This is a genomic window from Streptomyces sp. NPDC002779 (assembly GCF_042888685.1).
Classification (GTDB): Bacteria; Actinomycetota; Actinomycetes; order Streptomycetales; family Streptomycetaceae; genus Streptomyces.
The window spans coordinates 68,005-93,872 of sequence record NZ_JBIAQC010000013.1 but is presented as its reverse complement, the minus strand read 5'-3'; the positions used below and the strand labels follow the sequence as shown (position 1 = coordinate 93,872).

Genomic DNA, 25,868 nt, shown 5'->3' with positions numbered 1-25,868 from the left:
CAGGCACCTTTGAGGGAGGTGCGCTTCATGCCCGTCACCGGCAGATCGAAGCAGCACCCGCACGACGACGCCCCCGACACCGTGGCCGACTTCCAGCGGCTCGCACGGCTGCCCGAGGGGCCGGAGCGCAAAGCGCTCCGCGACGAACTGGTCCGGGTCTGGCTTCCCATGGCGGAGCGCATCGCGGTCCGCTTCAAGGGGCGCGGCGAGGCCCTCGAAGATCTCTACCAGGTCGCCGCGCTCGGCCTCGTCAAGGCGGTCGACCACTACGACCCGGCCCGTGGCTGCGCCTTCGAGGCGTACGCCGTGCCGACCGTCACCGGCGAGATCAAGCGCCACTTCCGCGACCACATGTGGACGCTGCACGTACCCCGCCGGGTCCAGGACCTGCGCAACCGGGTACGGCAGGCCAACAAGGAGCTGTCGCAGACCAGCACGGGCCGCGCGCCCACCGTCCAGGAGATCGCCGAGCACACCGAGCTGACCGAGGCCGAGGTCCGCGCCGGTATGGAGGCCCTGGACTGCTTCTCCGCGCTGTCACTGGAGGCGGAGATGCCCGGCACCGACGGATACGCCCTCGGCGACTCGATCGGCGGGCCCGATCCGGGCTTCGACATCATCGTCGACCGGGTCGCCGTCCGGCCGTGCCTGGAGAAGCTGCCCGAGCGCGAGCGCACCATCCTGTATCTGCGGTTCTTCCAGGGCATGACGCAGAGCCGCATCGCCGAGCAGCTGGGGATCTCCCAGATGCACGTCTCGCGACTGCTCAGTGGCTGCTTCGCCCAGCTGCGGGAGGAGCTGGGTGAATCCCGGCTGCGCGAGGAGCTGCTCGTCCAGCACCGCTAGGAGCCAGGGCCCTGCGGGGCCCCTGGCGTCCCCGGGATCTGCGTCGGACCGTGCCGGTCGAGCGCGTCCTCCAGCTCGGCGCGGATCTCCGGGGGCATCCGACCGTCGCGGCCCCAGATCAGGATCAGGTCCGCGACATTGCGGAGCTTGATGTTGGTGTGCTGGGAGACGTCCTTCAGGACCGCCCAGCCCTGGGCCGGGGCGACCCGTCCCAGGGCCACGATCATCCCGATCGCCTGGTCCACGACGGCGTGCGAGGCGACGGCCTCCTTCAGCTGCTCTACCTCCCGCTGCAGCTCGGAGATCCGTCGGGACTGTTCGTCGGGCTCGCGGGGTACCTGGGTCACGCATCCATCCTCATCACTCGGGCAGCGGTATGCCACTGGGCAAAGGGTGGAATCATCATTGTTTCAGCGCGGCGGCCGGGGTACTCGGCAGGCGCCGTCAGAGGTACCGGCCGGACACTGGGAACAGACGCCGGTGGCCGCCGGCCCGGCGAGACCAGGACAGCCATGAACCACCACACGCAGACCCCCAGCGGTACGAAGGACCTCGTCTCCACCCATTCCGTGTTCGGCGCACCCTGCTGGGTGAGCCTGACCAGCCGTGACCTGGAGAGCACCGAGGACTTCTACAGTGCCGTCCTCGGCTGGCGCTGGCGCACCGGCAAGCTCGGCGAGCACTTCCGGATCGCGCTGGCCGACGGCGTGCCCGTCGCCGGGATCGCCGCCGTCGCGACGATGTGGCAGATGGCGGTCGCGTGGACGCCGTACTTCGCCGTGCACAGCGCGGACGAGGCCGTCTCCCGGGTCCAGGAGCGCGGGGGTACGGCCGCGGTCGGGCCGATCTCCTTCCCGCCCGGGCGCGCGGCACTGCTCGCCGACCGGGACGGCGCGACCTTCGGCATCTGGGAGGGCGAGCTGGTCGGCGACTGGGACACCTGGCGCCGCTCCACCCCCGCGTTCATCCGCCTGCACACCCGCGACGCCTTCGACTCCGCGATCTTCTACGGCGAGGTGCTGGACTGGGCCTCGGAGCGCCCCGGCTGCTGCGAGGTGAACTACGAGGGCGACGAGGTCGTGCTGCGCAGCGGCGGCGACGTGGTCGCCAAGATCGAGTCGGGGGCGCTCGGTGCCGCCCCCGATCCCACCATCCGGCCGCACTGGCAGGTCCACTTCGCCGTCCCCGACGTGGCGGCCTGCGCCCGGGCCGCGGAGCAGCACGGCGGCAGCGTCCTGTCGAAGGACGAGGACGAGGCCGTGCTGCGCGACTCCGACGGCGCCCAGTTCACCGTGACCTCCCGCCGCGGGCGTTAGTTCCCGGCGGTACGGGACGGGCGGGACAGCAGGACGAGACTGCGGGCGGTGACCGTCATCGTGGTGGCCGCCTTGTGCTCGGTCTCGTCCGGGGCCCCCGGTTCCGCGGTGTCGATCAGGGTGGTCCAGCGTTCGCCGTAGGTGGCGTCCGGGAGCTGGAACTCCACCGGCTCCCAGTAGCTGTTGAGCAGGAGCAGGAAGGAGTCGTCCACGACGGGCCGGCCGCACGGGTCGGGCTCGGCGATGGCGTCGCCGTTGAGGAACACGCCGACGCAGTGGGCGTCGGAGCGCAGCCAGTCCTCCTCCGCCATCTCGCGGGCGTCCGGCAGCAGCCAGACCAGGTCGGGCAGCGGCTGGCCCGCGTGCGTCACCGTCTCACCGCGGAAGAAGCGACGCCGGCGCAGTACGGGGTGGGCGCGGCGCAGTCCGATCACGTGCCGGGTGAAGTCGGCGAGGGAGCGCTGCTCCTCGGTCAGCCGCCAGTCGATCCAGGAGACCTCGTTGTCCTGGCAGTAGGCGTTGTTGTTGCCGCGCTGGGTGCGGCCGAGCTCGTCGCCGTGGCAGAGCATCGGGATGCCCTGGGACAGCAGCAGCGTGGCGAGGAAGTTGCGCTGCTGGCGGGCGCGCAGCTCCAGCACGGCCGGATCGCGGGTCTCGCCCTCCGCGCCGCAGTTCCAGGACCGGTTGTCGCTCTCGCCGTCCTGGTTGTCCTCGCCGTTGGCCTCGTTGTGCTTGTCGTTGTACGAGACGAGGTCGCGCAGCGTGAAACCGTCGTGCGCGGTGACGAAGTTGACGCTGGCGCGCGGCCGCCGCCTGCTGTGCTGGTACAGGTCGGAGGAGCCCGTCAGCCGGGAGGCGAAGTCGCCGAGGGTGTGTTCGCCGCCGCGCCAGAAGTCGCGCACGGTGTCGCGGTACATGCCGTTCCACTCCGACCACAGCGGCGGGAAGTTGCCCACCTGGTAGCCGCCCTCGCCGACGTCCCACGGCTCGGCGATCAGCTTGACGCGGCTGATCACCGGGTCCTGCTGGATCAGGTCGAAGAACGCCGAGAGCCGGTCCACCTCGTGGAACTGGCGGGCCAGGGTCGCCGCGAGGTCGAAGCGGAAGCCGTCGACATGCATCTCGGTGACCCAGTAGCGCAGCGAGTCCATGATCAGCTGGAGCACGTAGGGGTGCCGCATCAGCAGGCTGTTCCCGGTGCCGGTGGTGTCGTAGTAGTGCGACCAGTCGCCGTCCACGAGCCGGTAGTAGGAGGCGTTGTCGATGCCCCGGAAGGACAGGGTGGGGCCCTTCTCGTTGCCCTCGGCGGTGTGGTTGTAGACCACGTCGAGGATCACTTCGAGCCCGGCCTCGTGCAGCGCCTTCACCATCGCCTTGAACTCGGAGACCTGCTGGCCCCGGGTGCCGTGGGCGGCGTAGGCGTTGTGCGGCGCGAAGAAGCCGATGGTGTTGTAGCCCCAGTAGTTCGACAGGCCCCGGTCGGTCAGCACGCCGTCCTGGACGAACTGGTGCACGGGCATCAGCTCGACGGCCGTGACCCCGAGCGAGGTCAGATGCTCGACGACGGCCGGGTGCGCGAGGCCGGCGTACGTCCCGCGCAGTTCGGGGGGCACGTCCGGGTGGGTGCGGCTCAGGCCGCGGACGTGGGCCTCGTAGATGACGGTGTCCGCGTACGGCCGTCTGGGTGGACGGTCGTCGCCCCAGTCGAAGTAGGGGTCGGTCACCACGCCGAGCATGGTGTGCCCGGCGCTGTCCGCCGGGGCGGGGCCCTCGGGGGCGCGCTCGAAGAGCGAGGCGTGGTTGTCCATCTGCCCGTCCACCGCCTGCGTGTACGGGTCCAGCAGCAGCTTCGCCGGGTTGCACCGGTGGCCGACGGACGGGGCCCAGGGACCGTGCACCCGGTAGCCGTACCGCTGGCCGGGGCCGACACCGGGCAGGTAGCCGTGCCAGACGAAACCGTCGACCTCGGTCAGTTCGACGCCGGTGTGCTTGCCCGCGTCGTCGACCAGGATCAGCTCGACCCGCTCGGCGACCTCGCTGAACAGGGCGAAGTTCGTGCCCTGGCCGTCGTAGGCGGCACCCAGCGGGTAGGGGTGCCCGCTCCAGGCGTGCACCCCTGCACCATGCTTGCGCGCGGTCACCGCGCCTCCTCCAGCACTCGCTCCGGAGTGCTCGCCGGGCCGGCCAGTACGGCGGCCGGGACTTCACGGGGCACGTCGAGGCCCTCACGCAGGCTGGGCGCCGGGGCCGTCGGGACCAGCGGGACGCGCTCGCCGGCGCGGGCACGCTGCGAGAACCAGATGACCTTGCTGCCGGTGTCCGTGGCGCAGCACCCCCAGCCGTCGCTGATCGCGGCGATGTGCTCCAGGCAGGCGCGGAGATCCTGGTCCGGGCGCAGATCACGGTTGTGGTCCCCGATGGCCGTGATGAGGTGCTGTCCGTTCCACCACATCTCGATCGACGTGTTCTTGTCCGTGGCGTGCTCGTCGATGGCGTTGAGCAGCAGTTCGGCACCGCCGCACACGGGCTCCACCAGGTTCTCCAGGTCCCAGAACCGGAGGTGAGCGGCCAGGATGCGCCTGACCTGTCCGACCCGTTCCGGGCTGACTTCCACGTCGAGGTGGTAGTAGCAGGGCACTGCGGTCTTCATCTTGTTGGCTCCTCACCGGCGAGGCTCGGCGCTTTCCCCGTCCCCGCGGGACGGGCCCCGAACGCGAAGCGTGAGCATTGATCGCTTCTGAGTCACCTCAAGAGTGGGAGGGCTACGCCATTCGTGCAACACGAGGAGTCAACCGGGGGATCCTTCGAGTTCGTTGAAGCTCTAACAAGACGCTGGGTCGCCGCACGTGCACCATGAGTGAAGACCTCCATCCCCGTACGGCATCCGTGTCGCGCGCACGACCACCCCCACCGTGTGGTTTCGTGCCTTGAATCCCGAGAGGTGAACGGCGTCATGTTGCTACCGGCCAAAGCCGAAGTCGCCCGCCAGCTTGGGCGCTATCGGGCCTGGGAGCGCGTCATGCTCGCGTCCCCGGACGACCGCGCGGTGCGGGCCACTTTCGAGGACTCGGGCTACACGCTGTGCGTGCTGATGGGCAAGCGCTGCGCGCGCGAGGCCGCGGACGCGGCCGAGCGCTATCTGCGCAGCAGCCTCGGCACCTATCTGCGCGAGCAGACCGAGCGTCCCCGTCCGGGGGTCGCCGCGAGACGGGGCCCACCGAGGGCCAAGCGGCGTTCCCGGGCCGGCCGGTAGACCTGCCGGCACAGCTTGATTCCCCGGCCGGGCCCTGGAGGGTCCGGCCATGAGCACGGCGGAGGCGAGACCATGAAGGCAACCGCGGCCATCGGCCGTATCCCGGTACGCAATGTCCGGCCGGCCGTGGACTGCGGCAGGCGCCCGGCGAAGGCGGTCGTGGGCGAGACGTTCGAGGTCTCGGCGACCGTGTTCCGGGAGGGGCATGATGCCGTGGCCGCCAATGTCGTGCTGCGCGATCCCGAGGGCCGTCCCGGTCCCTGGACGCCGATGCGCGAACTGGCGCCGGGCAGCGACCGCTGGGGCGCCGAGGTCACGCCCGACGCCGAGGGGCACTGGACGTTCCATGTGGAGGCGTGGAGCGATCCGGTGGCCACCTGGCGGCACACCGCCCGCATCAAGGTCCCGGCGCGGATCGACACCGGGGTGGTCCTGGAGGAGGGCGCGGACATCCTGGAACGGGCGGCGGCCGGGGTTCCCGCCGGGCGGCGAAAGGTTCTTCTTCGTGCGGCCGGCACCCTGCGGGACGACTCGCTGCCGGTCGTGACCCGGCTGGCGGCGGCTTTCCGGCCCGAGGTGGATGCGGTGCTGTCGCGGTATCCGCTGCGGGAGTTGGTGACCGCGTCGGATCCGCTGCCGCTGCTGGTGGAGCGGGAGCGGGCCCTGTACGGGTCGTGGTACGAGTTCTTCCCCCGCTCCGAGGGCACCGAGCAGGTGCCGCACGGCACGTTCCGGACCGCGGCCAGGCGGCTTGCGGCGATCGCCCAGATGGGCTTCGACGTCGTGTACCTGCCGCCCATCCACCCGATCGGCACGACCTTCCGCAAGGGCCGCAACAACACCCTCGACCCCGCCCCCGAGGATGTCGGGGTGCCGTGGGCGATCGGCTCCCCCGAGGGCGGCCACGACGCCGTCCACCCCGCGCTGGGCACCCTGGAGGACTTCACCTGGTTCGTTCAGCAGGCCCGCGCGCAGGGGCTGGAGGTGGCGCTGGACTTCGCGCTGCAGTGCTCGCCGGACCATCCGTGGGTGCACAAGCATCCGGAGTGGTTCCACCACCGTCCCGACGGCACCATCGCCTACGCGGAGAACCCGCCGAAGAAGTACCAGGACATCTACCCCCTGGCCTTCGACGCGGACCTGGACGGGCTGGTCGCCGAGACGCTGCGGGTGCTGCGGCACTGGATGGCCTGCGGGGTGCGGATCTTCAGGGTGGACAACCCGCACACCAAGCCGGTGCTGTTCTGGGAGCGGGTGATCGCGGAGATCAACCGCACCGACCCGGACGTGATCTTCCTGGCCGAGGCGTTCACCCGGCCGGCGATGATGCACACCCTCGCCCAGATCGGCTTCCAGCAGTCGTACACGTACTTCACCTGGCGCAACACCAAGCAGGAGCTGACGGAGTACCTCACCGAACTGTCCGGCGAGGCGGCTTCCTACATGCGGCCGAACTTCTTCGCCAACACCCCTGACATCCTGCACGCCTTCCTCCAGCACGGCGGCCGGCCCGCCTTCGAACTGCGCGCGGTCCTCGCCGCCACCCTCTCGCCGACCTGGGGCATCTACAGCGGCTACGAACTGTGCGAGAACACCCCGCTGCGCGAGGGCAGCGAGGAGTACCTGGACTCGGAGAAGTACCAGTTGCGGCCGCGTGACTGGGACACCGCCGACACCATCGCTCCCCTCATCACCCGGCTCAACACCGTCCGACGCGAGCACCCCGCGCTGCACCAGCTCAGGAATCTCCGCTTCCACCACACCGACAACGACGCCGTCCTCGCCTACAGCAAGCGCGCGGGCCAGGACTCGGTGCTGGTGGTCGTCAATCTCGATCCGCACCACACCCAGGAGGCCACGGTCTCGTTGGACATGCCGCAACTCGGCCGCGACCGGGACGAAACCCTGTCCGTGCACGACGAACTGACGGGTGAGACCTATCAATGGGGCCGGACCAACTATGTGCGCCTTGAGCCCGGCAGGGCACCCGCGCACGTATTTCACGTCCAGGTCTCGCCCGCCTCGCCGCAGAACGGAGGGTCTACCGCGTCATGATCGTCAACGAGCCCGTCCATGACACGTTCGAGGACACCCCGGCCAAGGACCGGCATCCCGACTGGTTCAAGAGCGCCGTCTTCTACGAGGTGCTGGTCCGTTCCTTCCAGGACAGCAACGGCGACGGTGTCGGCGACCTCAAGGGCCTGACCGCCAAGCTGGACTACCTCCAGTGGCTCGGCGTGGACTGCCTGTGGCTGCCCCCGTTCTTCAAGTCCCCGCTCAGGGACGGCGGTTACGACGTCTCCGACTACACCGCGGTCCTGCCGGAGTTCGGCGACCTCGCCGACTTCGTGGAGTTCGTCGACTCCGCTCACCAGCGCGGCATGCGGGTCGTCATCGACTTCGTCATGAACCACACCAGTGACCAGCACCCGTGGTTCCAGGAGTCCAGGAAGGACCCCGACGGCCCCTACGGCGACTACTACATGTGGGCCGACGACGACAAGCAGTACCCCGACGCGCGGATCATCTTCGTCGACACCGAGGCCTCCAACTGGACCTTCGACCCGGTCCGCAAGCAGTACTTCTTCCACCGGTTCTTCTCCCACCAGCCGGACCTCAACTACGAGAACCCGGCCGTGCAGGAGGAGATCATCTCCGCGCTGCGCTTCTGGCTCGACCTCGGCATCGACGGCTTCCGGCTCGACGCCGTGCCGTATCTGTACGCCGAGGAGGGCACCAACTGCGAGAACCTCCCCGCCACGCACCACTTCCTCAAGCGCGTCCGCCGCGAGATCGACGCGATGTACCCGGACACGGTGCTGCTGGCGGAGGCCAACCAGTGGCCGGAGGACGTCGTCGACTACTTCGGCGACTACCGCAGCGGCGGCGACGAATGCCACATGGCCTTCCACTTCCCGGTCATGCCCCGCATCTTCATGGCCGTGCGCCGGGAGTCGCGCTACCCGGTCTCCGAGATCCTCGCCAAGACCCCGGCCATCCCCTCCGGCTGCCAGTGGGGCATCTTCCTGCGCAACCACGACGAGCTGACCCTGGAGATGGTCACCGACGAGGAACGCGACTACATGTGGGCCGAGTACGCCAAGGACCCCCGCATGCGCGCCAACATCGGCATCCGCCGCCGCCTCGCGCCTCTGCTGGACAACGACCGCAACCAGATCGAGCTGTTCACCGCCCTGCTGCTGTCGCTGCCCGGCTCGCCGATCCTCTACTACGGCGACGAGATCGGCATGGGCGACAACATCTGGCTCGGCGACCGCGACGCCGTCCGCACCCCGATGCAGTGGACACCGGACAGGAACGCGGGCTTCTCCACCGCCGACCCCGGCCGGCTCTTCCTGCCCACGATCATGGACCCGGTCTACGGTCACCAGGTCACCAACGTCGAGGCGTCCATGGCGTCGCCCTCCTCGTTGCTGCACTGGACACGCCGGATGATCGAGATCCGCAAGCAGAATCCCGCCTTCGGACTCGGCTCCTTCACGGAACTGCAGTCGTCCAACCCGGCGGTACTGGCCTTTCTGCGGGAGTACGAGGACGATCTCGTCCTGTGCGTGAACAATTTCTCCCGGTTTGCCCAGCCGACCGAGCTCGATCTGCGCGAGTTCGACGGACGGCACCCGGTCGAGCTGTTCGGCGGCGTCCGCTTCCCGGCCATCGGCGAACTGCCGTACCTGCTGACGCTGGCGGGACACGGCTTCTACTGGTTCCGGCTCTCCCGAGTCGCCTCCCGCATCGGCCGCCGACACCGAGCGTCCGCCCCTTGAGCGTGTCCCCTTGAGCATGTGCCGACGAAAGGACGCGTCACCATGCCGAAGACCGCATCCCTCAGACCGAGCCCTCCGGCCGTAGCCGACATCATGGTCTCGCTCGGCGGTCTGCTGCGTCAGTGGCTGCCGCGGCAGCGGTGGTTCGCGGGCAAGGACCGGCCGGTCACCGACCTGGCCCTGTTGTCCATGACCGAGCTGTTCCCGGGCTGTCTGCATCTGCTGGTCCACGCCGGTCATGTCCCGGTGCCCGCCCCCGGCGGCATCACCGCGCCCCCGGCCGGCGACTGCTACCAGCTGCTGCTCGGAGTGCGCGAGCACCCCTCCCCGCGCCTGGGCCGCAGCCTCATCGGACGAGCCGACGAGGGCCCGCTCGCCGGTCTCACGGTGTACGACGCCCTGCAGGACCTGCGCTCCGCACAGCTGCTCCTGGACCGGCTGCGGCACCCCGGCACCGCCGGCCCGCTGCGCTTCGAGTCCTGCTCCCCGGTGCAGGTCCCGTCCGGACTCGCGCCGCGCCTGATGGACGCCGAGCAGTCCAACTCCTCGCTGGTGTACGGCGACGCCTTCGTGCTGAAGGTGTTCCGGCGGATCCAGCCGGGTGTCAACCCGGATCTGGAGGTGCCGGGCGCGCTGGCCCGGCAGGGCTGCCGACGGGTCCCCGCACCGGTCGCCTGGTTCCGGACCACCCGTCCGTGGGACGCGACGCTGGGCGTGCTCCAGCCGTTCCTGCGGGACGCGACCGACGGCTGGACGCTGGCGCTCCAGGCGCTCGCCTCCGGTGACGACTTCACCGCGGAGGCCCACCAGCTGGGCCGGGCCACCGCCGAGGTCCACCTCGCGCTCGCCTCGGCGTTCCCCTGCGAGACCCGCCGCGAGAACGCCGCCACGGCCGCGGCGATGACCGAGCGGCTGGACTCCGCGGCGCACTGCGTACCGGCCCTGCAGTCCTTCGTGCCGGGCCTGCGGACCGCGTTCGGGGCGCTCACCGCCTGCGACCCCGGCCCGCCCGCCCAGCGGATCCACGGCGACCTGCACCTGGGGCAGGTCCTGCGGGCCGGACGGGAGTGGTTCGTGATCGACTTCGAGGGCGAACCGTCCCGCCCGCTCGCCGAGCGGCGCGACCTGCACTCCCCCGTCCGGGACATCGCCGGAATGCTGCGCTCCTTCGACTACGCGGCACGCCAGCGCAGGCCCTGGCGGCCTGAGTGGGCCCGCCGCTGCCGCGAGTCGTTCTGCGCGGGTTACGCGGCTGCCGCCGGATGGGACCCCCGCAAGAAACACGGCCTCTTGCGCGCCTACGAGACGGACCGGGCCGTGTATGAAGTGCTCTACGAAGCCAGGCACCGCCCGGACTGGCTACCCGTACCGATGGCGGCGATCGAGCGTCTCGCCGTACGAGGAGGCTGACCCCATGGCGTTGCGTGACACCTCGCTGCCCGAGCCGTCAGGACCCGCCCGGTGCGGGACGGCTCCGCCGCTGGACCCCGATGACCGCGGTCGCCTGCTGGCCGGCGCCCACCACGACCCGCACGCGCTGCTCGGCGCCCATGTGGTGCAGGGCGGGATCATGTTCCGGACGCTGCGCCCGTTCGCCCGCGCGGTGAGCGTGGTGATCGACGGCAGACGCAGACAGCTCACCTCCGAGGGCGACGGTCTCTTCGCCGGGGTGGTGCCGCGGCGGAAGAAGATCCCGGCGTACACCCTCCTGGTGTCGTACGAGGACGGCGAGCACGAGGTCGACGACCCGTACCGCTTCCTGCCCGCCCTCGGGGAGCTGGACCTCCATCTGATCCGGGAGGGCCGGCACGAGCAGCTGTGGAAGGCGCTCGGCGCCGAGCCGATGACCCACCAGGGCGTCACCGGCACCCGGTTCACCGTGTGGGCGCCGAACGCCCAGGGCGTGCGGGTCGCCACGGACTTCACGTACTGGGACGGCACCGCGTTCCCGATGCGCTCCCTGGGCGCCAGCGGTGTGTGGGAGCTGTTCCTGCCCGGCGTCGGCGAGGGTACCCGGTACAAGTTCGAGATCCACTCCCGGCACGGCCACCGCTTCCTCAAGGCCGACCCGATGGCCCGGTTCGCGGAGATCCCGCCGGACACCGCGTCCATCGTGCACTCCTCCCGCTACGAGTGGGACGACGCGGAGTGGATGGCGCACCGCGGGGACGTCCCGGTGCATGTGGCGCCGTTCTCGGTGTACGAGGTGCACCTTCCGTCCTGGCGGCCCGGGCTGACCTACCGTGAGCTGGCCGAGGTGCTCCCGGCCTACGTCAAGGACCTCGGCTTCACGCACGTGGAGTTCATGCCGGTCGCCCACCACCCGTTCTCGGGCTCCTGGGGCTACCAGATCACCGGCTTCTACGCGACCATGGCCCGGCTCGGCACGCCCGACGACTTCAAGTTCCTGATCGACGCACTGCACCGGGCGGGCATCGGCGTGATCATGGACTGGGTGCCCGCCCACTTCCCGAAGGACGACTGGGCCCTGGCCCGCTTCGACGGGGAGCCGCTGTACGAACCCGGGGACGACCGGCGGGCCGAACATCCGGACTGGGGCACCTACGAGTTCGACTTCGGGCGGGTCGAGGTGCGCAACTTCCTCGTCGCCAACGCCGTGTACTGGTGCGAGGAGTTCCATATCGACGGGCTGCGGGTGGACGCGGTCGCCTCGATGCTGTACCTCGACTACTCCCGTGACTCCGGCCAGTGGACGCCCAATGTGTTCGGCGGCCGGGAGGACCTGGACGCGGTGGCGTTCCTGCGCGAGATGAACGCCACCGTGTACCGGCGGGCGCCCGGCGTGGTGACCATCGCGGAGGAGTCCACCGCCTGGGAGGGAGTCACCCGGCCCACCGACAGCGGCGGGCTCGGCTTCGGCCTGAAGTGGAACATGGGCTGGATGCACGACTCGCTCGGCTACATCAGCCACGAGCCCGTCCACCGCAAGTACCACCACAACGAGATGACCTTCTCGATGGTGTACGCCTACAGCGAGAACTACGTCCTGCCGATCTCGCACGACGAGGTCGTGCACGGCAAGCAGGCGCTGGTGTCGAAGATGCCCGGCGACTGGTGGCAGCAGCGCGCCAACCACCGCGCCTACCTGGGCTTCATGTGGGCCCACCCCGGCAAGCAACTCCTGTTCATGGGGCAGGAGTTCGCCCAGGGCGCGGAGTGGTCCGAGCCGCACGGACCGGACTGGTGGCTGCTGGACCCCGGCTACAGCGCCGAGCCCGACCACCGGGGCGTCCGGGACCTGGTCCGGGACCTCAACACCGCCTACCTCGCCACCCCGTCGCTGTGGCAGCGGGACACCGACCCGGGCGGCTTCCAGTGGGCCCTCGGCGACGCGGCCGACGACAACGTCTTCGCCTTCCTCCGGTACGCCGCCGACGGCACTCCCCTGCTCGCGGTGTCGAACTTCTCCCCGGTCGTGCGGGAGGACTACCGGATCTGGGTCCCCGAGGGCGGCACCGTCTGGGAGGAGACCCTGAACACGGACGCGGCCCGGTACGGAGGCGGCGACATCACCAACCCCGGGCCGATCAAGCCGGAGGAGGACGGGATCCGGATCACCCTGCCTCCGCTGGCGACGGTCTGGCTGACGCCGTATCCCTCCTGACGCCCGAGGCGATGCCAGGTGTCCGACTGCCCGGTAGCGGGCAGTCGGGGGCGTACGACGAAACCTCGTCGTCATCGCGTCGGGCCATAGAAGGGGTGCCACAGGTGCGCACCGTAGGTGTGGAGGAAGAACTCCTCCTTGTCGATCCGGAGACGGGTGAACCGCGGGCCCGGTCGGCCGCGATCATCGCCCGCGCCGAGCGGGAGAGCGCGGACGGGCACGACGTGTTCGAGAAGGAACTGCACGACCAGATGCTGGAGTACGCCAGCGAGCCGCAGTCGAGCATGGACGGCCTGAGCCGGGAGATCGCCCGGTGCCGCAAGGAGGCGGCGCGGTACGCCGGGGAGCTGGGCTGTGCCGTGGCGGCGCTGGCCACCTCCCCGCTGCCGGTCAGCCCGGCCGTCGGCGCGGGCCGGCGCTATCAGTGGATGGCGGAGCAGTACGGCATCGCCACCCAGGAGCAGCTCGTCCTCGGCTGCCATGTGCATGTGAGCGTGGAGTCCGACGAAGAGGGCGTCGCCGTCATCGACCGGATCCGGCCGTGGCTGTCGGTGCTGGGCGCGCTGAGCGCCAACTCGCCCTTCTGGCAGGGCAAGGACTCCGGGTACAGCAGCTATCGCAGCCGGGTGTGGCAGCGCTGGCCGTCGGCGGGTCCCACCGAGGTCTTCGGGTCGGCCGAGCGGTACCACCAGGTCGTCCAGGACATGATCGACACCGGGGTGATCCTCGACCAGGGGATGGTGTACTTCGACGCCCGGCTGTCCCGGAACTTCCCGACCGTGGAGATCCGGGTGTCCGACGTGAGTCTGCACGCGGACACGCCCGTCCTGATCGCCAACCTGGCCCGCGGCCTGGTGGAGACGGCCGCACGGGAGTGGCGGGCGGGGATCGAGCCGGCGGCGCACAGCGTCAGCGTGCTGCGGCTGGCGGCCTGGCAGGCCGCCCGGGCGGGCGTCACGGAGGAGCTGCTGCACCCCGTGACCATGCGGCCCATGCCGGCCCGCGCCGTGGTGCAGGCCCTCCTCGACCATGTCGGGGAGGCGCTGGAGGACCACGGCGACCTCGAGCGGGCCCGGGCGGGCGTCGCCGAGCTGCTGGAGCGCGGCAACGGCGCCCGGGTGCAGCGCGAGCTGCTGGAGCGCACCGGCAGCCTTCGGGACGTGGTCCTGGAGTGCGTCCGGCGCACTCACGAGTGAGGCGGGAGGCGCCTCACAGCATGAGCATGATGGCGTAGGTCAGGAAGAAGCCCGCGCAGAGCACGGCGAGGACGAGGATCACGAGGATCGGGCCCTTGGCCCAGCCCGTGGTCGGGTTGTGCGTCTCGCGCGGGCCCGCTTCGGGCATGCTGCTCTCCGCAGGCGGGGTTTCGCCCGGTGGTACCGAACCGCCCGGTTCCAGACCGGTGGTGCGCTCGGGCTCCGGATCAGGGTTGATGTGGTTCATGCCCCCCGAGTCCCCCGATCTCGCCGAGATCATCAGCGGCGGCGGATCAGCACCGGCGGAGTTGTCGGATTCCGGCCCGGTTCGCTCGTACCTCGGCTAGATTCGAGCACCGCCGATAACCCTCCTCGTCGGTGGCGTCACACCGTGTACACGACAGGAGCTGCGCATGCGCGACTTCGCCCTGGCTCCCTCCGTCACCGCGCCGCCGGGCGGCGGGCTCGCCGACAGCATCTTCGAACGGGCCCTCCTGGAGCCCACGCTGCCGATGCTGGCGCGCCGCCTGCCCGGTTCCGCGGAGTGGACCGAGATCAGCGCGGTCGAGGTGCGGGACACGGTGGTCGACGTGGCCAAGGGTCTGGTCGCCTCCGGGATCTCGCCCGGCCGGCGCGTGGCGATCATGGCGCGCACCCGGTACGAGTGGACGGTCTTCAGCCATGCCCTGTGGGCGGTGGGCGCCGAGGTCGTGCCCGTGTACCCGACCGCCTCGCGGGAGCAGGTGGAGTGGATCCTCCGCGATGCCAAATGCGTGGGCGTGGTGGTCGAGGACGAGCAGTCGGTGATGACCGTCGGCTCGGTGTGCGCCTCGCTGCCGCTGCTGCGGCATGTCTGGCAGCTGGACGCGGGGGCGCTGGACGAGCTGGTCGAGCGGGGGGCCTTCGTGCCGCTCGCCGCGGTCGACTCGCTGCGCCGGATCGTGCTGCCGGACTCCACCGCCGTGATCTCCTACACCTCCGGCTCCACCGGCCGCCCGCTCGGCTGCGCGCTGAGCCACCGGAGCCTGGCCAACGGGTGCGACACGCTGCTGGCGGGCTGGGGGCACCTGGTGGTGCCGCCGGGAGGACAGGCGTCGGTGCTCGCCTTCCTGCCGTTCTCGCATGTGTACGGGCTCATGGTGCAGGGACTGTGCGTGCGCGGCGGGATGCTGATGGGCCACGAGTCCGACCCGGGCGGGGACTCCCTCGCCTCGGCGCTGCGCTCGTTCCGGCCGACGTACTTCTGCGCCGTCCCGTCCGTCTTCGAGAAGATCTACAAGAACTTCCTGCGCTCCGCCCGCCAGTCGGGCCGGGGCTCGCTGTTCGAGCGGGCCGCCGACACGGCACGGGACTTCGCCGCGGCCCTGGAGCGGCACCGGCTCGGCGAGGGGCCCGGGCCCGGCTTCGATCTGCGCCTCCAGCACGCGCTGTACGAGCGGACGGTCTACCGCGGGCTGCGCGGCGCCCTGGGCGGCCGGATCCGCCGGGCGACGTCCGGCGGCTCACCCCTGAACCGGGAGATCTCCCTGTTCTACGAGGGCATCGGCATCTACCTCAACGACGGGTACGGGCTCACCGAGACCGCCGGCGGGGTCACCGCGCAGCCGCCCGGCCAGGAGCGGTCGGGGACGGTCGGCAAGGCGCTGCCCGGCATGGACGTCCGGGTGGCCGACGACGGGGAGATCCTGGTGCGCGGGCCGTCGGTGTTCCAGGGCTACGTCAACGACGAGGCGGCGACCCGGGCCGTGCTGCGGGGTGGCTGGCTGGCCACCGGGGACCTCGGGATGCTCGACTCCGACGGCTATCTGACGATCACCGGCCGCAAGAAGGACGTCATCATCACCAGCAGCGGCAAGAGCGTCGCTCCGGCCGCCCTGGAGCAGCGCCTGCGGATGAACCCGCTGATCCATCAGGCGGTGGTGGTGGGCGACAACCGGCCCTGTGTCGGGGCACTGCTCACCCTGGACCCGGACTTCCTGGCGTACTGGCGCGGCACCCTGCAGCCGCGCTCCGACCCGCGCAGCCGGGACGCCCGGGAGGAGAACGCGCTGCGGGAGGAGATCGCCCGGGCGGTGGCGGCCGCCAACAGCACGGTGTCGCGGTCGGAGTCGATCCGGGTCTTCCGGGTGCTGCCGGAGCCGTTCGACCTCAGCAACGGACTGCTGACGCCGTCGATGAAATTGCGCAGGGACGCTATCGTGCGGCACTACGCATTGGAGATCGACGCGATGTACCAGGCCCGCGCCCGGACCCGGCGGCAGCCGGTGCCGGACGAGTCGGCGGTGTGGGACGACGCGGACAACGTCTTCCGGTGACCTGTGCGTAGGTCGCGGCGAGCGGGGAAGCCGGACAGCGCAGGTGCATGGGGGGAGAGACGGACGACGACACCTTGGCTGGACAGGACATTGCAGACCGTCTCGTCCGCTTCGCGGGGGCGCTGGCGGACGTGACCGAGGCACGCATGGCCGCGGAGGCATACCTCCGTGACCTGGCGCGGGTCTCGCCGCCCGCCGAGCCCGACCACCGGGACGACATCCTGCTGGTGGTCACGGAGCTGGCGGCGAACACGGTGGAATACGCCCCGGGCCCGTTCGAGCTGCGCTTGAGCAGAGCCTTCGACGGTGTGCACGTCGTCCTGCGCGACACCAGTCCGGAGCCGCCGGCCCCGCGTGCCTTCGACCCGCACAGCGGCGGCCGCGGAGTTGGCTGGTATCTGGTGCAGAGCCTGAGCCATCAGGTCGGCGTCATCACCCATGAGCGCGGCAAGGACGTCCACGTCTTCCTGCCGTGGTGACTGCGCGGCCGATCTTTGGGAACCCAGTGTGCGCAAGCCCCCCGTGGGGCAGTGTGGCTCGAACATGCCGTTCATCTGCCTGCCGCACCCGACTGGCCAAGCGGCCGCGAGCGCGGTGGGATCGATGAGGTGCGAGGCAGCGATCCAGGGGCAGGCGAACGACGTCGTATCAGACCGCCTGGAGCCGCAGAAGGGATGAACACCGTGACACGACCCAGGATCCTGGTGGTTGGCGCAGGCTTCGCCGGAGTGGGGTGCGTTCGCCGTCTGGAGCGCAAGCTGGCCGCCGACGAGGCCGACGTCACCCTGGTGACGCCGTTCGCCTACCAGCTCTATCTGCCCCTGCTGCCTCAGGTCGCCTCCGGCGTGCTGACGCCCCAGTCGATCGCGGTCTCCTTGCGCCGCAGCCGCAAGTACCGCACCCGGATCATCCCGGGCGGTGCCATCGGCGTGGACCTCGCGGCCAAGGTGTGCGTCATCCGCACGATCACCGACGAGATCGTCAACGAACGCTTCGACTACATCGTGCTGGCGCCCGGCAGCATCACCCGCACCTTCGACATCCCGGGTCTGACGGACCACGCGTTCGGGATGAAGACGCTCGCCGAGGCCGCCTACATCCGTGACCACGTCATCTCGCAGCTCGACCTGGCCGACGCCAGTGACGATCCGGCGGAGCGGGAGTCGCGGCTGCAGTTCGTGGTGGTCGGCGGCGGCTACGCGGGCACCGAGACGGCCGCCTGCCTCAACCGGCTCACCCGGGCCGCCGTCAAGCGCTACCCCCGGCTGGATCCCAGCCTGATCAAGTGGCATCTGATCGACATCGCCCCGAAACTCATGCCCGAGCTGGGCGACAAGCTCGGCCGCAGCGCCCAGGACGTCCTGCGCAAGCGGGGCATCGAGATCTCGCTCGGAGTGTCCATCGCCAAGGCGAGCCCGGAGGAGGTCACCTTCACCGACGGCCGGGTGGTGCCCACCCGCACCCTGATCTGGACGGCCGGGGTCGTCGCCAGCCCGCTCATCAAGACCCTCGGCGCGGAGACCGTCCGGGGGCGGCTCGCGGTGACGGCCGAGATGAACCTGCCCGGACAGGACGGGGTGTTCGCGCTGGGCGACGCGGCGGCGGTGCCGGACCGGGCCAAGGGCGAGGAGGGCGCCGTCTGCCCGCCGACGGCCCAGCACGCCATGCGTCAGGGCAAGGTCGTCGCCGACAACGTCATCGCGACCCTGCGCAACCAGCCGATGAAGCCGTACGTCCACAAGGACCTCGGGCTCGTCGTCGACCTCGGTGGCCGGGACGCGGTGTCCAAGCCGCTCGGGGTCGAACTGCGCGGGCTGCCCGCCCAGGCGGTGGCCCGCGGCTACCACTGGTCGGCGTTGCGCACCAATGTCGCCAAGACGCGCGTGATGACGAACTGGGTGCTCAACGCCATCGCCGGCGACGACTTCGTGCGCACCGGCTTCCAGGCCCGCAAGCCCGCCAAGCTGAGGGACTTCGAGTACACCGACGCCTATCTGACGCCGGAGCAGCTGCGGGAGCACCTGGCGGAGGGTCGGGGATAGCCTCCGGCAAGGGGCGGGCACGGCTGCGGGACCGGGTCGCGGCGTCCGACCCGGGGCTGCTGCGGCTGGCCGCGGGGCTGCGCACGGTCGCCTCGATCGCGCTCGCCCTCGTCGTGCTCGCCCTGCTCGGCGCCGATGTGCCGCATCTGGTCGCGGGCGCGATGGCGGCGATGGTCTCCACCTTCGCCGTACGGGAGAAGCAGCGCGGCCCGCAGGCCGTCACGCTCGCCCTCGGCCTGCCGGTCGCGCTCACCTCCGTCACCCTGGCCGCGCTGCTGCACTCCCATGTGATCGCCGGTGATCTGTTCTTCGTCGCCCTGATCTTCGGTGCCGTCTACAGCCGCCGGTTCGGCGACCGCGGTACCGCGCTCGGGCTGATCGGCTTCCAGCTGTACTTCGTGTCCCTGTTCGTCGGCGCCACCGTCGCGGACCTGCCCGAGCTGTACGTCTCCGTGGTCACGGCCGTGGTGTGCAGCGCCCTGGTGCGGTTCGCGGTGGTGCCGGAGACACCGGCCGGGACGCTGGAGCGGCTGCGCGAGGCGTTCCGGGCCCGGTTGGCGCAGCTGGTGTCGGCCCAGCTGGAGCTGCTGGACGCGGGCCCCGGAGAAGCAAACCGGGCGTTGCGGAGCGTGCGCGAGGGCACGGCGCGGCTGCACGAGACGGCGCTGATGATTCAGGGGCGGCTGGAGGAGGGCACGGCGGACGAGAGCACGGCCCGGCTGGTGCAGCGGCGGGTGGCGGACGCGGAGATCGCCGCGGAGCGGCTGGGCCTGCTGCTGCTCACCGCCCGCAGTGCCGAACGCACGGACACCCTGACCCTGCACCTGCCCGGCGCCACCGTCCCGATGGCTGGACGGCTGCCGGTCCGGGACGAGGCCGCCGACACCCTGCGCCGGGACCTGCGCGGCCTGCAGCTGCTGGTCCAGCGCCCGGGCGGCACCGCGCTCGCCCAGGTCCGCAACCGCCTGCTGTCCTACCGCGACGAGGAGAACCTGCCCGCCGCCTCCCCGGCGGTGCAGGACGCATTCCGCGGGATCGGCGAGGCCGCCCGGGCCGTCCTGGGGCTGCGGACCGCGCTGGACGGGCCGCAGGACGAGTCGGACGACACCCCGTCCACCGCCAGGTCCCGTGAGGAGCTGGACGCCGAGGACGCCGCCATCGACGGCGCGGAGGACACCGCGGCCGAGGAGCCGGCCGGACTGCGCAGGCCGACCACCCGGGCCGCCGTGCAGGTCGCCGTGGGCTCGGCGCTGGCCATCGTCGGCGGGGAGCTGCTGTCCAGTCACCGCTGGTACTGGGCGGTGCTGACCTGCTGGATCGTCTTCCTCAACACCTCCTCCACCGGCGAGATCCTGGTGAAGGGCTACCGCAGGCTGCTCGGCACGGTGTTCGGGGTGGTGGCCGGCATCGTGCTGGCGGGGCTGGTGGGGCAGCACACCTGGACGGCGTTCGCGCTGGTGCTGGTCTTCGTGTTCTGCATGTTCTACACCGCGCCCCTGTCGTACACGCTGATGTCGTTCTTCGTCACGGCGGCGCTGGGGCTGCTCTACACCCTGCTGCACACCTACAGCCTCGCGGTGCTGGTGCTGCGGATCGAGGAGACGGCGCTGGGGGCGGCCTGCGGGGTGTTCGCGGCGGCGCTGGTGCTGCCCATCGCCACCGACCGGCGGACCAATGACCTGCTCGGCACCGTGCTGGAGCGGTTGGGGGAGGTCACCGGGACGGCCGTGGAGCAGTTGAGCGGCGGGCCGCCGGTGGAGCTGCTGGACCAGGCGCGGGACCTGGATCAGGCGCTGGCCGATCTGCGGGCGGCGACCAAGCCGCTGACGCATCCGGTGACCCCGCTCAGGGCCCGCCGTGACACCGCCCGTTATGTGGTCGCGCTGCTGGAGACGGCGGCCTATCACGCGCGGTCGCTGGCGGCGACCGCCGAGCTGTTGCCCACGCATCCCTCGATCGCGGCGGATCCGCGGCTGCGCGGGGCCGGGCGGCGCATCGCGCACAACATCAGGGCCATCGCCGCGCATGTCGCCGACGAGCGGGCCGAGGACCGGGTGGAGACCGGTCCGAGCATCGCCTCGCTGCTGGAGCCGCAGGTGCCGGGTAGCAGCCGGTACGGCAGGGTCACCGACCGGGTGCTGCGGCACCTGCAGCGGCTCGACGAGTCCGTGGTGGGCCTGGCCCGCCCGCTGGGGGCACCGGTCGGCCCGGCGGACGGCGCCTGAGGCCGGTCAGAAGTCGGTGGGCAGGCCGCTCGCCTCGGCGATGCCGCGCAGTTCCTCGTCGTCGTGGCGGCGCGTCCTGATGTAGGACGCGATCTCGTCGAGGCGGTCGGGGTCGGAGGCGGTGGCCGAGTCGGTGACCACCCGTACCGAGCCGGTGTCCCCGAGGTCGATCTCGACGACCTCGTTGTCCATCCGGCCGGTGACCGCGGTGGCGATGACCAGGGCGGCCTGGTCCCGGATCTCCTGGGGCAGCTGCTCCTCGCCGTCGTCGTCCAGGGCGAACTCGGCCGGTGGCAGCCGCCGCTCGTCGATGGCCCGCAGAACGGGTTCGACGACGTCCAGCAGACGGAGGTAGTCCTCGGTGTCCATTCGGGCGCGCAGCAGGCCGAGGTAGATGTCCACGGGCCGGCCGTCGGGCGAAAGCTCGTAGTCGTTCATCTGCCCCGCGTTCCCCTTATCCGGAGTCTCAGACGCGTCGCCGGGCGGCCATCATGAAGGAGAACAGGCCGAACAGCACCAGACCGCAGGCGACGGCGGCCAGCAGCCACGGGCCGAGCCCCGTCTCGGCGAACGAGCGCAGGGTGTCGTCCAGGCCCTTGGCCTCGTCGGGTTCGTAGTCGACGGCGGCGCGTACGGCGAAGGCGCCCAGCACGGCGAAGACCGCTGCGCGCGCCAGGCCGCCGCCCACGCCCGTCACGTCCGTCAGGCGCTGTGCGGTCCGGGACATCTCGCCGAGCTTCAGATCCTTGCGGTACTTGCGGCGGATCGCCTGGACGCCGATCCACACCCCGGCGACCATGATGCCCGCCCCGCCCGCCCCGACGATCCACTGTCCGGCGGGCAGCTCCATCGCCGTCGCGGTGATGTCGCGGGACTGCTGGTCGGTGGAGCCGCCGCCCTCGCCCTTGCCACCGTTCGCCGCGAAGCGCAGCACGGAGTAGGCGACGAAGCCGTAGAAGAGACACCTGCCCGCGGACAGGAGGCGCTTGTGGGGCTTGTGGCCCTTCGGTCCCACGCGGCCGAAGACCACCTCCGACAGCCGCCACAGGGCCATGCCGACCAGGCCGATGCCCAGGGCCCACAGCAGGACGGAGCCGAAGGGCTTCTCGGACAGTTCGGCCAGGGCGCCCTGGCGGTCCGCCTGGCGGCGCCGGCCGCCGAAGGCGATCTGCAGGGCGAGGGTTCCGACCAGCAGGTAGATCACCCCGCGCGCGGCCAGTCCCGCCCGGGCGGCGCCCTCGGTCATCGAACCGGCGGCCTTCGACCCGGACGGGGTGCGACCCGCCCCGACCACGGCACTCATATTCATCAGGACCTCCCGGACTTCGAATGCCCCGGTTGGGGCGGGACTCACGTCGGAAGGCCGGATCAGCGCCGCCGGCTGCGGCGGCCGAGGGCGTGCAGGTGCTCCAGGGCGTCCAGGACCACGGTCCGGTCGTACCAGGCCAGCCAGCGGCCCGCCTGGGCGCCGACCTCCTCCAGGGCCTTGAGCTGGGCCGCCGTCATGTCCTTGAGCAGGCCCTCGAAGTGTGCCGAGACGATGCCCAGGCACTGGCCGGAGGCGGTGGCCAGCGGCACACTGTGGACGGACCTGCTGCCCGAGGCGAGGATCGCCTCCCGGGCCGGTTCGGTGAAGACCGGGTCCGCCTCCACGTCGTGCACGGTCAACTGGGCGACGTCCCGGGCCGCCCGGGCGCACGCGGTGCCGTCGGCACCGACGTAGGCGAAGAAGTCGAGGAAGTCCGCGGTGTGCCCGGTGTGCTTCTCGATCCGCAACCCGGTGCGGGCGCGGTCGGCGAGCTGCACATTGCCCATGTCGGTGTCCACCACGGCGAGCGTCTGGCTCAGTACCGCCGTCAGGACGGCGCCCCGGGTCTCGCTGCCGGTCTCCCGGGCGGCCGGAAAGGTCAGGGGCGGCTCCACGGTCCGGGCCCGGCCGGTGAACCACAGCGCCGCGCGCTCGTCGGGGCGCGGCAGGGTCACCACGGCTTCGGCGAGGGTGCGCATGCGCACGTTGTAGTGCTGCGAGGCCCGCCGCATCAGCGAGAACGCACTGTCCGCGTCGGGCAGCGCGTAGCGCTCCTGCAGCATGCCCTGGGCCTGTGCGATCAGCGGATGGGTCAGGGCGCGGGCGCGCAGATCGCGCACCTCGGCGCGGAGCCGCTCCAGCTCCTCCTCGGTATCGGACATGGAACTCCTCAGGTGGGTCGAAACCGCACCTGCCCTCTTTGTTCCGTCCTACACGCGAGGTTCAGAGCAGCGGCATCAGGGCGCTGATCCGTTTGCCGCCCGCGGGCAGCAGGGATACCTGCACGTCACGGGCGAGACGGCACACGATCCGCCAGCCGTGGCCGCCGAAACGGCGGGGCGAGCGCCGCTCGCCGGGTTCGGTGACCACCGGAAGGCAGTCGCTGCGGTCGCTCACCGAGACCCGTACGCCGGGATCGACGAGATCGACGCGGAAGTCGGTGACCCCGCCGCCGTGCACGATTGCGTTGGTAGTGAGTTCCGAAGCGACCAGCAGGGCGTCGTGGACCGCCATGCGGTCGGGCGCCGCACCGGTGGCGCGGCAGTGGTCGGCCACCGCGCGTTCCACGGCCCTGCGTGCCTGGGCCGGTTCGCTCACGGACTGTGTGTTGTGCTCCCCGCGCATCATCTGACTCCGTGAATCGGTATGGAGGGCTCCCACCGGGCGCCTTGCGGCCCCTTCTTCCGGCTCGCCCTTACCGGGCGGGTCAAACCTTCCGGCACCCGACCGGACGCTCGAACCGGCCACCACGGGGTACGCGGAATCCATGACCGATGTCGTGGACTCAGACGAACTGCTACGGCGCATCCAGCGCGCCCGGACCTGCGCGCGTCAGGAGGAGCAGACCTGGCGGACCCGCAGCGTCGAACTGCGGGCGAGTGATCCGGACGGAGCGCGGGACGCCGACGTGCGGGCGGTCGCCTATGAGGCCGTGCTGCGGGTGCTGGACGAGATCGTGACACCGGGCGCGCATGCGCAGGAGCCCTGAGGGCCCCGGTTGGTGGCCGCCCTGTCGGGAACCCGCTCCCGCATGAAACTCGATCACGAGCGAGCACCGGTACTGGAGGCCCTGGCCGACTACCACCGTCAAGGGCGGACGTCGTTCTCCCCGCCCGGGCACAAGCAGGCCCGCGGCGCGGATCCGGCGGTCCGGGAGATCCTCGGTGACGCGGTCTTCCTCGGCGATGTGCTGGCCTCGGGCGGTCTCGACGACCGGCTCACCCGGGGCCGGGTGCTGGAGCGGGCCGAGGAACTGATGGCCGACGTGGTCCACGCCGACCACACGTTCTTCACCACCTGTGGCTCGTCCCTGTCCGTCAAGGCGGCGATGCTGTCCGTCGCCGGCCCGCACGAGCGGCTGCTGATCGGGCGAGACGCCCACAAGGCCGTGGTGTCGGGGCTGATCATCGCCGGGATCGAGCCGGTCTGGGTGGAACCCCAGTGGGACGCCGAGCGGCACCTGGCACATCCCCCGTCCGCGGCGGACTTCGACCGCGCCTTCGACGCGCATCCCGACGCCAAGGGTGCCCTGGTCACCAGCCCCACGCCGTACGGGACCTGCGCCGATCTGCAGGCCGTCGCCGACGTCTGCCACCGGCGCGGGCGGCCGCTGATCGTGGACGAGGCCTGGGGGGCGCATCTGCCCTTCCATCCGGATCTGCCGACCTGGGCGATGGACGCCGGCGCGGACATCTGCGTGACCAGCGTCCACAAGATGGGCAGCGGGCTCGAACAGGGCTCGGTCTTCCATCTCCAGGGCGACCTGGTGCCGCCCCAGCTGCTCAAGATGCGCTCGGACCTGCTCAGCACCACCAGCCCCTCGGTGCTGATCTACGCGGGTCTGGACGGCTGGCGTCGCCAGATGGCGCTGCGCGGCAAGGACCTGATGGGCGGGGCGCTGGACCTCGCGGCCCGGCTGCGGGAGGACATCGAGCGGCTCGAGGGCCTGCATGTCAACGACCGGGACGACTTCTGCGGCGCCGGCCTCGCGGACGACCTCGATCCGCTGACGGTCACCGTCGAGGTCGACGGCCTCGGCATCACCGGGTACCGGGCGGCGGACTGGCTGCGCCGGCACCGCGAGGTCGACGTCCATCTCAACGACCACCGGCGGATCGGCGCGCAGATCACGCACGGGGACGACGAGGAGACGACGGGCGAGCTGATCGCCGCGCTGAAGGATCTGGTGGCCGCGGCGCCGGGGCTGCGCCCGGTCCCCGGCGTGGCGGTGCCGCCCCCGGCCGAGCTGCGACTGGAGCAGGCCCGGCTGCCGCGGGACGCCTTCTTCGGGCCCGCCGAGGACGTGCCGGTCCAGGAGGCGGCGGGCCGGATCGCGGCCGAGATGATCACGCCGTATCCGCCGGGCATCCCGGTCGTCCTGCCCGGTGAGCGGCTGACCGAGCCGGTGCTGCGATACGTGCTCACCGGCCGCGACGCGGGCATGAATCTGCCGGATCCGAGCGATACGAGCCTGGAGACGATCCGGGTGACGGCGGACCCGGAGTGAAACGGGTCACGTGACCCGCTGCCGGTTTCACACGACGACCAGAGATGGTTTACCGTTCATCCATACGTGGTCGCGGGGTCGATGTGAACCGTCCCCCGGACCCCGCATACGGCCCTGGCTGGCTTCCCCCGTCCAGCCAGGGCTTTTTCATGCCCGCGGAAATCTCCACCGGTTCTGTAGTCCGTCAAGGTGCTCTTCGGCTCGGCAGCGGCTGAAATGGGCGTAGGGAAAGCCCCGGAACCCCGACGCCGGCGAGGAGCCCCGTGTCATGACCAAAGCGACCAAACTGCTGACCGCCCTTCCCCCGCCGCAGCGCAGCCTTCTGATGACGGCGGCCAAGGAAGTCTCCTTCCCGGAGGACGCCCGTATCTTCGAGGCCGGCGGCACCGCCGACCGGTTCTGGGTGATCCGCTCCGGCGCCGTATCGCTGGACCAGCAGGTGACCTCCGTGCAGCGGGTCACCGTCGCCAGCCTCGGCTCCGGCGATCTGCTGGGCTGGTCCTGGCTCTTCCCGCCGTACCGGTGGGACTTCGGCGCGGAGGCTTTCAGCCCTGTGCGCGCCTATGAGTTCGACGCCGCGGCCGTGCTCCGGCTGTGCGAGGAGGACCAGCAGCTCGGCATGATCCTGGTCCGCACGGTCGCCGAGATTCTCGCGCACCGGCTGGAGATGACCCGGGGCAAGCTCATGGAGCAGTACGGGATGCGCCGGCGCAGCGCCCTGTAGGGGGCG

The 25,868-nt window shown here is 71.0% G+C and carries 23 protein-coding genes; 15 read left to right on the top strand and 8 right to left on the bottom strand.

Annotated features, from left to right (window positions below; genetic code table 11):
• Nucleotides 1-27 precede the first annotated feature (27 nt).
• Nucleotides 28-846 carry an RNA polymerase sigma factor SigF gene (locus ACFYW5_RS30230; protein WP_389420282.1) on the top strand — a complete coding sequence of 273 codons (819 nt, stop codon included), beginning with the start codon at nt 28-30 and terminating at the stop codon, nt 844-846.
• Here ACFYW5_RS30230 and ACFYW5_RS30225 read toward each other — a convergent pair.
• The gene (locus ACFYW5_RS30225; protein ID WP_389420281.1) at nt 843-1,193 is read right to left on the bottom strand and encodes an ANTAR domain-containing protein; all 351 of its coding nucleotides are present in this window, start codon (nt 1,191-1,193) and stop codon (nt 843-845) included. The two genes, ACFYW5_RS30230 and ACFYW5_RS30225, sit on opposite strands and share 4 nt — an antisense overlap.
• Nucleotides 1,194-1,358: 165 nt before the next feature.
• Here ACFYW5_RS30225 and ACFYW5_RS30220 point away from each other — a divergent pair, with 165 nt between their 5' ends.
• On the top strand, nt 1,359-2,162 hold the full coding sequence (locus ACFYW5_RS30220; RefSeq protein ID WP_389420280.1) for a VOC family protein: 804 nt from the start codon (nt 1,359-1,361) through the stop codon (nt 2,160-2,162).
• On the opposite strand, the gene glgX is transcribed toward ACFYW5_RS30220, so the two are convergent.
• Together glgX and ACFYW5_RS30210 are read right to left on the bottom strand one after the other, a co-directional pair.
• Nucleotides 2,159-4,303: a glycogen debranching protein GlgX gene (gene glgX / locus ACFYW5_RS30215; protein WP_389420279.1), complete on the bottom strand. Its 2,145-nt coding sequence runs from the start codon at nt 4,301-4,303 to the stop codon at nt 2,159-2,161. The two genes, ACFYW5_RS30220 and glgX, sit on opposite strands and share 4 nt — an antisense overlap.
• Nucleotides 4,300-4,812: a pep a2 gene (locus ACFYW5_RS30210; RefSeq protein WP_389420278.1), complete on the bottom strand. Its 513-nt coding sequence runs from the start codon at nt 4,810-4,812 to the stop codon at nt 4,300-4,302. Before ACFYW5_RS30210 ends, glgX begins: the two co-directional genes overlap by 4 nt.
• A 303-nt stretch (nt 4,813-5,115) precedes the next feature.
• Here ACFYW5_RS30210 and ACFYW5_RS30205 point away from each other — a divergent pair, with 303 nt between their 5' ends.
• The 6 genes from ACFYW5_RS30205 to ACFYW5_RS30180 all read left to right on the top strand — a co-directional run bounded on the left by ACFYW5_RS30205 (nt 5,116) and on the right by ACFYW5_RS30180 (nt 14,021).
• Nucleotides 5,116-5,415: a DUF5133 domain-containing protein gene (locus tag ACFYW5_RS30205; protein WP_389420277.1), complete on the top strand. Its 300-nt coding sequence runs from the start codon at nt 5,116-5,118 to the stop codon at nt 5,413-5,415.
• A 72-nt stretch (nt 5,416-5,487) separates the two neighbouring features.
• Nucleotides 5,488-7,470, top strand: coding sequence for an alpha-1,4-glucan--maltose-1-phosphate maltosyltransferase (locus ACFYW5_RS30200; RefSeq protein WP_389420276.1), 1,983 nt, complete (start codon nt 5,488-5,490; stop codon nt 7,468-7,470).
• Nucleotides 7,467-9,200 (top strand): maltose alpha-D-glucosyltransferase, encoded by a 1,734-nt coding sequence (gene treS / locus ACFYW5_RS30195; RefSeq protein WP_389420275.1) that lies wholly within the window; start codon nt 7,467-7,469, stop codon nt 9,198-9,200. Before ACFYW5_RS30200 ends, treS begins: the two co-directional genes overlap by 4 nt.
• A 42-nt stretch (nt 9,201-9,242) precedes the next feature.
• The gene (locus ACFYW5_RS30190; RefSeq protein WP_389420274.1) at nt 9,243-10,610 is read left to right on the top strand and encodes a maltokinase; all 1,368 of its coding nucleotides are present in this window, start codon (nt 9,243-9,245) and stop codon (nt 10,608-10,610) included.
• Nucleotides 10,611-10,614: 4 nt separating this feature from the next.
• Nucleotides 10,615-12,825, top strand: a complete 2,211-nt coding sequence (gene glgB, locus ACFYW5_RS30185; protein ID WP_389420273.1) for a 1,4-alpha-glucan branching protein GlgB — start codon at nt 10,615-10,617, stop codon at nt 12,823-12,825.
• A gap of 104 nt (nt 12,826-12,929) precedes the next feature.
• A complete protein-coding gene (locus ACFYW5_RS30180; protein WP_389420272.1) occupies nt 12,930-14,021 on the top strand; it encodes a glutamate--cysteine ligase in 1,092 nt (363 codons plus the stop codon).
• Between the two features lie 13 nt (nt 14,022-14,034).
• On the opposite strand, the gene ACFYW5_RS30175 is transcribed toward ACFYW5_RS30180, so the two are convergent.
• The gene (locus ACFYW5_RS30175; protein WP_389420271.1) at nt 14,035-14,268 is read right to left on the bottom strand and encodes a DUF6480 family protein; all 234 of its coding nucleotides are present in this window, start codon (nt 14,266-14,268) and stop codon (nt 14,035-14,037) included.
• A gap of 166 nt (nt 14,269-14,434) precedes the next feature.
• Here ACFYW5_RS30175 and ACFYW5_RS30170 point away from each other — a divergent pair, with 166 nt between their 5' ends.
• From ACFYW5_RS30170 to ACFYW5_RS30155, 4 genes are all read left to right on the top strand, one after another.
• Nucleotides 14,435-16,336, top strand: coding sequence for an AMP-dependent synthetase/ligase (locus ACFYW5_RS30170; protein WP_389420270.1), 1,902 nt, complete (start codon nt 14,435-14,437; stop codon nt 16,334-16,336).
• A gap of 47 nt (nt 16,337-16,383) precedes the next feature.
• Nucleotides 16,384-16,815 (top strand): ATP-binding protein, encoded by a 432-nt coding sequence (locus tag ACFYW5_RS30165; RefSeq protein ID WP_389420269.1) that lies wholly within the window; start codon nt 16,384-16,386, stop codon nt 16,813-16,815.
• Between the two features lie 195 nt (nt 16,816-17,010).
• On the top strand, nt 17,011-18,378 hold the full coding sequence (locus ACFYW5_RS30160) for an NAD(P)/FAD-dependent oxidoreductase (RefSeq protein ID WP_389420268.1): 1,368 nt from the start codon (nt 17,011-17,013) through the stop codon (nt 18,376-18,378).
• 113 nt (nt 18,379-18,491) lie between these two features.
• Nucleotides 18,492-20,603: an FUSC family protein gene (locus ACFYW5_RS30155; protein WP_389420267.1), complete on the top strand. Its 2,112-nt coding sequence runs from the start codon at nt 18,492-18,494 to the stop codon at nt 20,601-20,603.
• Between the two features lie 6 nt (nt 20,604-20,609).
• Here the strand turns inward: ACFYW5_RS30155 and ACFYW5_RS30150 are convergent, their stop codons facing one another.
• The 4 genes from ACFYW5_RS30150 to ACFYW5_RS30135 form a co-directional block, all read right to left on the bottom strand.
• Nucleotides 20,610-21,041 carry a hypothetical protein gene (locus tag ACFYW5_RS30150; RefSeq protein ID WP_383308988.1) on the bottom strand — a complete coding sequence of 144 codons (432 nt, stop codon included), beginning with the start codon at nt 21,039-21,041 and terminating at the stop codon, nt 20,610-20,612.
• Nucleotides 21,042-21,069: 28 nt separating this feature from the next.
• Nucleotides 21,070-21,912: a DUF1206 domain-containing protein gene (locus tag ACFYW5_RS30145; RefSeq protein WP_389420266.1), complete on the bottom strand. Its 843-nt coding sequence runs from the start codon at nt 21,910-21,912 to the stop codon at nt 21,070-21,072.
• A 59-nt stretch (nt 21,913-21,971) separates the two neighbouring features.
• Nucleotides 21,972-22,793, bottom strand: coding sequence for an ANTAR domain-containing protein (locus ACFYW5_RS30140; protein ID WP_389420265.1), 822 nt, complete (start codon nt 22,791-22,793; stop codon nt 21,972-21,974).
• Between the two features lie 61 nt (nt 22,794-22,854).
• The gene (locus ACFYW5_RS30135) at nt 22,855-23,256 is read right to left on the bottom strand and encodes an ATP-binding protein (protein WP_389420346.1); all 402 of its coding nucleotides are present in this window, start codon (nt 23,254-23,256) and stop codon (nt 22,855-22,857) included.
• Nucleotides 23,257-23,398: 142 nt separating this feature from the next.
• Here ACFYW5_RS30135 and ACFYW5_RS30130 point away from each other — a divergent pair, with 142 nt between their 5' ends.
• The 3 genes from ACFYW5_RS30130 to ACFYW5_RS30120 all read left to right on the top strand — a co-directional run bounded on the left by ACFYW5_RS30130 (nt 23,399) and on the right by ACFYW5_RS30120 (nt 25,862).
• Nucleotides 23,399-23,620, top strand: coding sequence for a hypothetical protein (locus tag ACFYW5_RS30130; RefSeq protein ID WP_389420264.1), 222 nt, complete (start codon nt 23,399-23,401; stop codon nt 23,618-23,620).
• Between the two features lie 42 nt (nt 23,621-23,662).
• Nucleotides 23,663-25,138: an aminotransferase class I/II-fold pyridoxal phosphate-dependent enzyme gene (locus tag ACFYW5_RS30125; protein ID WP_389420263.1), complete on the top strand. Its 1,476-nt coding sequence runs from the start codon at nt 23,663-23,665 to the stop codon at nt 25,136-25,138.
• Between the two features lie 268 nt (nt 25,139-25,406).
• The gene (locus tag ACFYW5_RS30120) at nt 25,407-25,862 is read left to right on the top strand and encodes a cyclic nucleotide-binding domain-containing protein (RefSeq protein WP_389420262.1); all 456 of its coding nucleotides are present in this window, start codon (nt 25,407-25,409) and stop codon (nt 25,860-25,862) included.
• The last annotated feature ends 6 nt before the right edge of the window (nt 25,863-25,868 follow it).